The organism is Pseudoalteromonas sp. NZS100_1 (assembly GCF_015864285.1).
GTDB classification, from domain to species: Bacteria; Pseudomonadota; Gammaproteobacteria; order Enterobacterales; family Alteromonadaceae; genus Pseudoalteromonas; species Pseudoalteromonas arctica.
The window spans coordinates 1-1431 of sequence record NZ_JADYXN010000079.1; the positions used below are offsets into that span (position 1 = coordinate 1).

General features: G+C 40.6%; 1 protein-coding gene. It reads left to right on the top strand.

From position 1 onward, the window contains the following. The first annotated feature begins 222 nt into the window (after nucleotides 1-222). Nucleotides 223-1255, top strand: a protein-coding gene (locus I6F66_RS20565) for an IS630 family transposase (RefSeq protein WP_197209668.1) whose coding sequence is annotated in 2 segments (ribosomal slippage) — nucleotides 223-681 and nucleotides 683-1255 — 1032 coding nt in all. Because the reading frame shifts where the segments join, the coding sequence is not laid out codon by codon here. Nucleotides 1256-1431 lie beyond the last annotated feature (176 nt).

Here is a 1431-nt window from a genome sequence, read left to right on the forward strand (position 1 = left end):
CAAAAGATGATAAGGGTATTGTGAAGCAACCAAAAGATCGGTCAACCGATCAAAAATACCTTAACTGATCGGTGTTATCGCTATAAGCGAGGCTTTTAAATAAATGGTGCCGACTAACTAAGTCGAACGGATAACTTATACAGACTACTGATTACAAGTCATACCAATCTGCCAAATTATGTGATCTAATTAGCATACTGATACTTATCTACTTTTACTAAATTGAACTTAGAAAAATCCAAGCAACTTTTAGCTATATCACGTAAAGAGCCTAATGCAAGAAAACGCATACGCCTGCTTGCTGTTTCATTATTCTTTGAGGGTGAAAACAGAACGAATATTGCTAAGCGCCTAAATACAGCGCGCGCCAGTGTCAATAAATGGGTTTCAAGCTACCTTAACAATGGCATTGCTGGCTTGAACAACAAACCGATTAAAGGTCGTCCAGCTAAATTAACCTCACAACAACTAAATACACTGTCAGATTATGTAAAACAGTCAGCAAGTTCTTCAGAAGGAGGCAGACTAATGGGGAAAGATATTGCTCAGTATATTTATGACCAGTTCAACATTAGATATCACACCGATCATATTTACAAACTGCTCAAGAAGCGTGGGTTTAGTTGGGTCACAAGCCGTTCTAAGCACCCAAAGCAGTCAAATGAAAGCCAAGAGGCTTTTAAAAAAGTTCCAAGTGGAAACGATCCTTCACACCCCAGGGCATCTCCCTTTAGATCGCATTGATGTTTGGTTTCAAGATGAAGCACGGTTTGGACAACAAAATCAAACAACACGCTTATGGGCTGAAACAGGCTCGAGGCCTCGTGCAACAAAACAACAGCAGTTTGAGTATGGATACTTATTTGGCGCAGTGTGCCCAAGTAATGGTAAAACAGAAGCGCTGATCAGCCCTATCGTCAATAAAGGCGTCATGACGCAACACATGGAATTAATATCAAAAGCCACGGAGGCAGGACGTCATGCGGTCGTGATCGTTGATGGCGCTGGTTGGCATACTATTGATACTGTACAACCATTCAATAATGTCACGCTAATAAAACTTCCGCCTTACTCCCCGGAGTTAAATCCAATAGAGCAAGTATGGAGTTGGATACGGCAACACTGTCTATCTAATCATGTGTTTAGTTGCTATGAAGAAATAGTTGAACAGGTTTCGCAAGCGTGGAACAAATTCATTTCTGTTCCAGATACGGTTAAAAGCATATGCTCTAGAGACTGGATCAAATTGACTTAATCTTTATGCAGATTGGTATCAGTTGCTTTGCTCTTAACTATGGGTATTTTTAATTCTCAAGTTGAAAACAAAAAAGCCTCGCTATAAGCGAGGCTTTTGAATAAATGGTGCCGACTAACCGAGTCGAACGGTTGACCTACTGATTACAAGTCAGTTGCTCTACCAGCTGAGCTAAG